The 999-nt window shown below is 52.7% G+C and carries 1 protein-coding gene; it reads left to right on the top strand.

Annotated elements, in window-relative coordinates:
• Positions 1–555 (top strand): calcium-binding protein (locus ACR0DO_RS19475; protein WP_480561095.1); only part of this gene is annotated, 555 nt, incomplete at its 5' end.
• Between the last annotated feature and the right edge of the window lie 444 nt (positions 556–999).

Here is a 999-nt window from a genome sequence, read left to right as displayed (position 1 = left end):
AACCTGGCTGGACCAGATTGGTCGGACGTTACATACCCAACTGATGGCACCACTGTTGATCCGGACCCTGTCGCGCCGCCGGACCCAGGTGGCGAAGGCCAAAACACCGCCACACTGGACGGTACCGCAGGAAACGACAAACTGATTGGCAGTGGCGTTGCGGAAACGATTGTGGGGCGGACCGGCAACGACGTTCTGAAAGGCAAAGGTAGCCATGACACGCTTTACGGTGGGGGCGGGAACGACAGGCTCTATGGTGGCAGCGGCAAGGACAACCTGGACGGTGGCAGCGGGTCTGATACCCTCACAGGCGGCGATGGCGCGGACAATTTCTTCTTCAACACAGGTACTGCTCAAGTGATGGATTTTGGTTTTGGCGGCGATGACCAGATTTCCTTCATGCGATCAGATAAGATCACCAGCTACTCGGATCTGGTCAATAACCACATGACCCAATCGGGTGACGACGTTCTGATCAAGGATGGCATGGGCAACTCGATGGTTCTGGTGGATACCTCCATTTCCGATTTGGATCGCGGAGACTTTATCTTCTGAACGCGGTTTCGAAATACACAAGAATTAGGCCGCTCAGCCTGATCGGCGGCATTGCGTAATTTCTTGGGCCGGATTCAGTTTCGGCCCAAGCATAGCGTATATAAGTTGATTGCTCGATTGAGCTGCGCCTGGGCCACTTTTTCTACAAGCATTCGCAATGCGCAGATTTTGGCAAAAAAGGAAAGAGGCACTACAATATGAAACGACGACACACTGTGTCGTCGATCAGCACCTATGGGCCTAATTAGAATAGGGTTTATATAGAGGAATTATCTTGTTCTCACACACATGATCGTCAATGGGCCCCCACGGATCATGCGAGATGCCTTTGCGTCGCATGATCGCTGCCCCAAAAGTAGATAGGGAACCAGAATGGCAATCATCCACTCATCTGATCTTGGCTGGAAAGCCGGTCAGGACATCTCTGACGAATTTGCCGCGCTG

The organism is Ruegeria sp. AM9, assembly GCF_056540565.1.
This window is presented reverse-complemented; position numbering and strand designations above follow the sequence as displayed.